The organism is Pantoea sp. CTOTU50773 (genome assembly GCF_032082325.1).
Taxonomy (GTDB): domain Bacteria; phylum Pseudomonadota; class Gammaproteobacteria; order Enterobacterales; family Enterobacteriaceae; genus Pantoea; species Pantoea communis.
The window spans coordinates 1-7,362 of sequence record NZ_DAMDQC010000194.1; the positions used below are offsets into that span (position 1 = coordinate 1).

At 50.0% G+C, this 7,362-nt stretch carries 7 protein-coding genes; 4 read left to right on the forward strand and 3 right to left on the reverse strand.

Going from position 1 to position 7,362, the window contains the following annotated elements; translation table 11 throughout:
* The 3 genes from RT340_RS20650 to RT340_RS20660 all read left to right on the forward strand — a co-directional run.
* A partial coding sequence (locus RT340_RS20650) for a LysM peptidoglycan-binding domain-containing protein (RefSeq protein WP_313377614.1) occupies positions 1 to 862 on the forward strand: 862 nt, incomplete at its 5' end.
* 305 nt (positions 863 to 1,167) lie between these two features.
* Positions 1,168 to 2,487 carry an MFS transporter gene (locus RT340_RS20655; protein ID WP_313377615.1) on the forward strand — a complete coding sequence of 440 codons (1,320 nt, stop codon included), beginning with the start codon at positions 1,168 to 1,170 and terminating at the stop codon, positions 2,485 to 2,487.
* 7 nt (positions 2,488 to 2,494) lie between these two features.
* Entirely contained in the window at positions 2,495 to 3,190 is a 696-nt protein-coding gene (locus RT340_RS20660; protein WP_313377616.1) for a cyclase family protein, read from the forward strand.
* Here the strand turns inward: RT340_RS20660 and RT340_RS20665 are convergent.
* The gene (locus tag RT340_RS20665; RefSeq protein WP_058961574.1) at positions 3,187 to 3,987 is read right to left on the reverse strand and encodes an endonuclease/exonuclease/phosphatase family protein; all 801 of its coding nucleotides are present in this window, start codon (positions 3,985 to 3,987) and stop codon (positions 3,187 to 3,189) included. The genes RT340_RS20660 and RT340_RS20665 overlap by 4 nt on opposite strands.
* A 148-nt stretch (positions 3,988 to 4,135) precedes the next feature.
* Entirely contained in the window at positions 4,136 to 5,314 is a 1,179-nt protein-coding gene (locus RT340_RS20670; protein WP_211727989.1) for an MFS transporter, read from the reverse strand.
* Between the two features lie 100 nt (positions 5,315 to 5,414).
* On the opposite strand from RT340_RS20670, the gene yafC reads away from it, so the two are divergent.
* A complete protein-coding gene (gene yafC / locus RT340_RS20675; RefSeq protein ID WP_313377617.1) occupies positions 5,415 to 6,323 on the forward strand; it encodes a DNA-binding transcriptional regulator YafC in 909 nt (302 codons plus the stop codon).
* A 12-nt stretch (positions 6,324 to 6,335) separates the two neighbouring features.
* Here yafC and dkgB read toward each other — a convergent pair whose 3' ends face one another.
* Positions 6,336 to 7,139: a 2,5-didehydrogluconate reductase DkgB gene (dkgB, locus tag RT340_RS20680; RefSeq protein WP_211727987.1), complete on the reverse strand. Its 804-nt coding sequence runs from the start codon at positions 7,137 to 7,139 to the stop codon at positions 6,336 to 6,338.
* Positions 7,140 to 7,362: the final 223 nt, after the last annotated feature.

Genomic DNA, 7,362 nt, shown 5'->3' on the forward strand with positions numbered 1-7,362 from the left:
CCGCGATGTGGTGGCCTCGACCAAAGTTGCGCTGGATATGATGCAGCGTCTGAACGGTATGTTTGACGGTGACTGGTTGTTAACAGTGGCCGCCTATAACAGCGGTGAAGGACGCGTGCTGAAAGCGATAAAACAGAATAAGGCGCGCGGCAAGCCGACTGATTTCTGGCACTTATCGTTACCACGCGAAACCACGGTCTATGTACCTAAGATGTTGGCCTTGAGTGAAATCCTCAAGAACAACAAGCAGTACGGTATCAAATTGCCGACCCCGAACGAAAGCCGTGCTTTAGCACGTGTGGAAGTGGGACAGCAAATTGAACTGACGCAGGCTGCAGATATGGCCGGCATGTCGCTCAACAAGTTGAAGAGCTTCAACGCCGGTTATAAAAATGGCACCACTGCGCCAAACGGACCGCACTATATTATGGTGCCTAAGTCCAACGTTGCTAAGCTGCGCAATTCACTGGCATCCGGTGACATTGCATCCGTGCAGCCTGTTGAAATGGCGAAAGTCAGTGCAGCAGGAAACAACTACACGGTACGCAAAGGCGACACCTTGTCAGCAATTGCTAACAAGCTTGGCGTCAGCGTCAGTGCACTGAAACAGCAGAACAACTTGCGTAGCGCTTCCGTTCGCATCGGTCAGAAATTGACGGTGGGCGGTAAAGCAACGCAGTTGGCGGATAACGGCAACAGCATCACCTACCGTGTACGTAAGGGTGATTCTTTTGCCAGTATTGCAAAACGTCATGGTGTGAACACCCAGGATGTTATGCGCTGGAACAGTGACGCTAAAGACATTCAGCCGGGCGATAAGCTCACGCTGTTTGTGAAGAATAGCGCAACACCTGATACCTAATGCGTCGAAAAGGCTGACTTTTGTCAGCCTTTTTCATTTTTATTACCTCAACGAGGTCGTGGCAACCTGTTATCTCTCTCCTCTCTCCTCATTCCCCTTCTGAAGACTTTTATCCCGATTAAAAACCCTTAGACGTGATGTTGGTCAAATATCCACCTGGAGCAACTTGTATGGTAGCAGCCAACCGATAGTGTTAACGAAAGGCGCCGCATTCGTAATTTAAATGTTACATGGCGTGCATTCACCCTATCGCTGAAACGTGAGTTCAGTGATTCGATAAACCATCGGTAGGATAAGGGTTGAGAATGAGCGATAGCCTTAACGAACAGCTTAAGGAAGCAGATAATGCTTCAGGGCAGCAAACGACCACGACAACACCACGCTGGTTACCTCGTGCCCATCCTTTATCATGGGCCATGCTGGTCATCACGACACTTGCTATCTTGATGAACTCGATAGACCGTATCATCTTACCCACCCTGTTGCCGGCAATAATGAAGGATTTCAATCTTAGTGAAGTGCAGGCTGGGTGGATTAACTCGCTAAGCTTCTTCGGTACGTTGTCAGGTGCGGTACTATTTGGCCTGCTTTCCGATTATATCGGTAGCGGTTATCGCCGCTGCTATAGCTGGTGCCTGGCAGTTTTGGTGGAGATCATATCTGGTGTTGCTACAGCATTTTGCAAATCGCTGGGGGCATTTCAGGCGCTGCGTGTTTTTATGGGGATGGGTACCGGCGGCTCAGAGCCAATTAATGTGGCATTGCTCGGCGAGTGGTGGCAAAAAGAAAATCGAGGTTTCGCCATTGGCGTACATCACACCGGTTTTCCGCTTGGGCAATTCATTGGTCCGATTTTAATTGCTGCGATTTTAATGTTTGGTGATTGGCGCCATGCATTTCTGTTTATCCCTTTGATCGGGTTAATCATCGTGGTATTGCAGTTGATTATAGGAACCAAAAAAAATCATCAACGCGTCTTTAACTGGATCGACGAACACAAACTGACTCGCCCGATCGAAACCAAACCGCAGAAATCCAGCCTGAAAAATTCCTTTAGCTGCCTTAAAAACCGTAATTGCCTGATGGCGATTGCACTGGTCTTTGGTTTTATCTGGGCTGAAATGGGGATTGCAAACTTCTTAACCCTCCAACTCACACGTGAGGTCGGTTTGGACCTATCCACCGCCGCCATCATTTCGGGTGCTTCGGGCATCACCGGCTGGATTGGTCAGATCGTTTGGGGCAGTTTTTCGGATAAACGCGGGCGTAAGACATCTCTGACGATCATTATCGCGGGCTGGATCCTTGCCTGTTCGCTCTGCATTTTTATTCATTCTGCCGCACTTGCCTGGGGTATCCTGATTTTTTGGGGGCTGTTCCGCAATTCGCCCTATCCTGTTGCGTATGCGCTGCTGATTGATTCTTCACCTCATGCAGCAGCTTCGAGCCTTGGATTGATGATTGGTTTGGCGGTGGGTATCGCTGGCATTCTGGTCGCCCCTGTTAGCGGCTGGATTATCCATTCGTGGGGTTTCAGCGTGCACTATGCCGTAATCGTCGGGATGCTGCTGCTTTCTTGCATTCCCCTTGCCCTGCTCAAAGAAACGGTAAATGTGAATAAGTGAGGATGACATGACAGCTCTCTGGAAACAGATTCGCAGCAGCAAAATAGTAGAACTTAGTCATTTACATCAAACCAGCATGCCCGTATGGCCGACACACCCGAAATTTATCCGTGCGGATAATGAAACTTATTCAACCGGCGATGGAAATTATAACTGCCAGATAATCATGGGGGATCATTGCGGGACTCATGTCGATGCTCCTTCACACTTTATTGAAGGCGGCAAGACAATCGAAGAGATTGATGTATGCCAGTTAATGGGCCGGGGCCTGCTGCTGGATATGCGACATATTGCGCCCAGCCACACTTTTGGTGTTAAGGATATTCAACTTTGGGAAAGGGACTTTGGCGCAATTGAGGCTGATGACATCGTCATTTTTCGCACAGGCTGGCATGAAAAATGGGCTCTTAAACCCGATCACAGCGCATTTCTGCAGGATTGGCCGGGGCTTTCTGCAGAAGGTGCTGCTTATCTGATTGCAAAAGGTGTAAAGGTATTTGGCACCGATGCCCTCTCGCTTGATGCCTTTGGCAATGCAGAAAATCCCGCGCATTTAGCTGTACTGGGTAACGATAATCTTATTATCGAAAATCTGGCCAACTTAGAGATGTTGCCTGCGCACTTTTGCTTTCTTGCACTACCACTTCGAATTGAGCGCGGGTCAGCCTCGCCGGTGCGGGCGATTGCGTTCATTGAGACTTAGCGGGCAAGCGCTGTTGGCGTGAACTCGACTAACAGTGGATTGTGATCAGAAGCGCGCGTGACCAGCACAGAAGCCTCGCTAACTTTCATATCACGGTAGAAGACAAAATCTAACGGACGGCCAAACGCTTTACGCCGATGGTCATCCGTGAAATTCACTTCGTGTAATGCCATCTCTGCGGCAAAGCGATACAGCGCGTTCATGCGCTGACGGCTCCAGGCATTGAAATCGCCGGCCATGATCACCGGTCCGCGATGATGTTGAATCTGTTCGCCAATCGGCCCAAGTTGCTTGCTGTAGACATCCACACCCAGGCTGAAATTCACCGCGTGAATATTGACCACCATCAGCATTTCGCCGGTCGGCAGTGGATAGGCCGTCACCAGCGCCGATTTTGCCAGGCGTAATAAAGGTTCGCGCTCACGCAATGGACAGCAATACACAGGATGCGCAGAAGCGAGCGTCATCACGCCGGAGGGATGTTGGGGTAAGACGAAGGCAGGTACCTGATCGGCCGCCAGATAGTTACTGGTGGCGAATTTGACCAACTCAGGGGTGGTTTGTGCTTCCTGAAGTAAAACCAGGTGAGCATCTTTGCCGAAACCCTGCAGTACGGACATCCAATCAGCCCGCTGCTGCTTGAAGATATTCCATACTAAAACCCGCAATGCAGGATCCGCAGGTAACGGTGCACCAGGCGGCAGCGCCTGTCCCAGATGCAACATCGCCCCAGGCGGAAATATCCGCTCTGCAGGCTGACCCGCTGTATAACGCATTGCATATGTTTTCTTTCGCACTTTCCCGCCTGGCTGATTTACGACTACAACTTCACCTGACAGTTATAGGGATTTTAGGACAGGGTTTCAATTGGCGTTGTTAATTGTCGGAATTAGCTTCACAGCATATTACGGTAACAACCCGCCCTTTAGCGGGTTGTTGACCTCATTATTCCGTGGCAAATGCAGTACGGGGTTTGTCGAGCTGACCGCTCAGTCTTACCAGCAATAGCGCGATAAAAACAATGACAGCGCCAACCCAAGGGGTTTGAGCCAGACCGTAGTGTTCGACAATATGACCACCAACCAATGACCCTAGTGCAATCCCGATGTTAAACGCCGCGATATTCAGTCCTGACGCCACATCAACTGCACCAGGCGCATAGGACTCAGCCTTCTGCACCACATAGACCTGCAGGCCCGGTACGTTAGCGAAGGCAAAAATCCCCATTACCAGCACCGTTGCCAGCGCCATAAAGTGTGTATTAGCCGTAAACTGGAATATCAACAGCAATACCGCCAATGTGCTAAAGATCAGCGTTAACGCGGGTACAGCCCCGTGACGATCGGCCAACTTGCCGCCCCAGATATTGCCGATGGCTACAGAGATACCATACCCCAGCAGAATGATACTGACCGCTGTCGGGGAAAAACCGGCTAATGACTGCATCATCGGCGCCAGGAAAGTAAAGGCAGTAAACACACCACCGTAGCCCAGCGCGGTGATGGCATAAATTAATAGCAGGCGTGGATTCACCATGACGCGCGCTTGCTGCGCCAGAGTAGTAACAGGTGGCTGCGCAATATTACGTGGTATCAGTACCATGCTGCTGACTAAAGCAATCACACCCAACATGGAAACTGCGAGGAAACTTTCACGCCACCCAAAGTGCTGACCAATCAGTGTACCCAAGGGCACTCCGGTTACCAATGCCACCGTCAGACCGCCAAACATGATGGCGATGGCACTTGCAGCCTTCTCCTTACTCACCAGACTGGTCGCAATCGTTGAACCGACCGAGAAGAATACACCGTGCGCGAGTCCCGTTAGCAAGCGAGCAACGACCAACGTCTCATAGTTCGGTGCCAACCAGGCGACCAGGTTGCCCACCGTAAAAAGCACCATCAGCCCTATCAGCAGTGGCTTGCGCGGCACTTTGCCGGTTAAAGCAGTAAGCACTGGCGCCCCCACGGCGACACCAAGGGCGTAAATTGAGACCAACATACCTGCTGAAGGTAGCGTGATGTTAAGTTGTTCCGCAATCGTAGGGATTAAGCCTACGATCACGAACTCAGTGGTTCCGATAGCGAAGGCGCTGATAGTCAGCGCCCAGAGTGCAAGTGGCATGATTGACTCCCATGTATGTTTTGATGGGCGCCATTATCGACTCATGCTTTAATGACAAAAAGATGCAAAGTGAGAATAGACTTTTGCTTCGGAGAGCATAATGAAAGCATCGTCTGATGAGTTGAAAGTTTTTATTGCTGTGGTAGAAAGCGGCAGTTTTAGCCGTGCGGCGGAACAACTGCAGATGGCGAATTCGGCTGTGAGTCGCACTGTCAAAAAACTGGAGAACAAACTTGGAGTGGCTTTACTCACGCGCACCACCCGGCAGCTCGCACTGACTCAGGAAGGTGAGCACTACTTTAAACGCGTTCAGAAACTTATGCAGGAGATGTCGACCGCTGAAAATGAGCTCATGGAACGTCAGCAGGCTCCGCAAGGTCTTCTGCGCATAGACGCTGCCACGCCGGTCATTCTGCATTTGATTCTGCCGATGATTAAACCCTTCCGTGAGCGCTACCCCGACGTCACCCTGTCGCTTATCTCGTCGGAGAGCTTTATCAATCTGATTGAACGTAAAGTCGATGTAGCTATTCGCGCAGGCAACCTGACGGATTCGACCTTACGAGCACGTTTGCTGTTTATCAGCTATCGCAAATTGGTAGCAACTCCGGCTTATCTGGCGAAAAGGGGTGTCCCCCTCTCTACATCGGATTTGATAAATCATGAATGCCTTGGATTTGTAGAACCGCTGCGCCTGAACCGTTGGCCTGTGTCTGAGAATGGTCATGACCTTTATGACATCGTGCCGGGAATGTCCTCAAACAGCGGTGAAACTATTAAACAACTTTGTCTCGATGATCAAGGTATCGCTTGTTTGTCCGGTTATATGGTAGACAGTGAAATCGCGGATGGGACATTTATTGAGGTGTTGGCACAACAGCGAGTACCCGTAGCGATGCCGTTCAACGCGGTCTATTACAGCGATCTGGGCGTTAGCCAACGAGCACGTGCTTTTATCGACTTTCTCAGTGAGTGGGTTAAGCAACAGCCCTGGCGAATGCAGGACTGAATATTTCGTCACTTAATCCCAGTCCGGAGCCAACCCTTCAGGGCTAACCAACCGCTGCTGGCGATCCAGTGATGAGATGCTTTTCATATCCTCCGCATCAAGCATTAAGTTAGCAGCATCCATATTGCTGGCCAGATTATCGCGCTTAGTTGAAGAAGGGATCACGCTGAAGCCAGATTGCATCGCCCACGCCAGAACGATTTGTGCCGGTGTCGCCTGATGTTTGTGCGCAATCGACTGGATGGTCGCATCCCTTAGTGCCTCTCCATAAGCCAGTGTCATGTAAGACGTGATATGCAATCCTTGCTGCTTAGCAAATTCAACAACTTCGCGGTTTTGCAGGAACGGATGGAGTTCAATCTGGTTAGTGGCGATGTTTTCAATGCCAACCGCAGCAATGGCCTCTTTCATCAACGCAATCGGGAAGTTTGAAATGCCGATTTGACGCGTCAGCCCTGCTTCTTTCGCAGCCATTAATGCCTGCATACTCTCTTTTACCGATACTACTGCGCCGGGTGAAGGCCAGTGGATCAATGTAAGATCAACATAATTGGTGCGCAGTTTTGACAGACTTTGCTGCAAACTCGGTATTAGCTTTTCAGCCGATAGGTTTTCGATCCAGATCTTGGTAGTAATAAAGAGTTGATGACGAGCTATGCCACTTTCAGCAATAGCCTGACCAACAGCGGCTTCATTTTCATAGATTTGGGCAGTATCGACCGCACGGTATCCGAGTTCCAGTGCCGTTTTCACGGAATGGATTACAACATCATCTTGCAGGCGAAAAGTGCCTAAACCAAAGGCTGGGATTGTCATGATTTCCTCATCGTTTGTGGATTATTGCGATGGGAAGTATTTTGGCAGCTTTATTGTTGACGAAAAATCCGCTTATAAGCAGAAGAATATTGCGTTTAAATCAATAATTAACACTGAATTTTGCACATGAAAAAGCCCTGACTTATTAAGTCAGGGCTATTCAATTAAGTGGCGGAACGGACGGGGCTCGAACCCGCGACCCCCTGCGTGACAGGCAGGTATT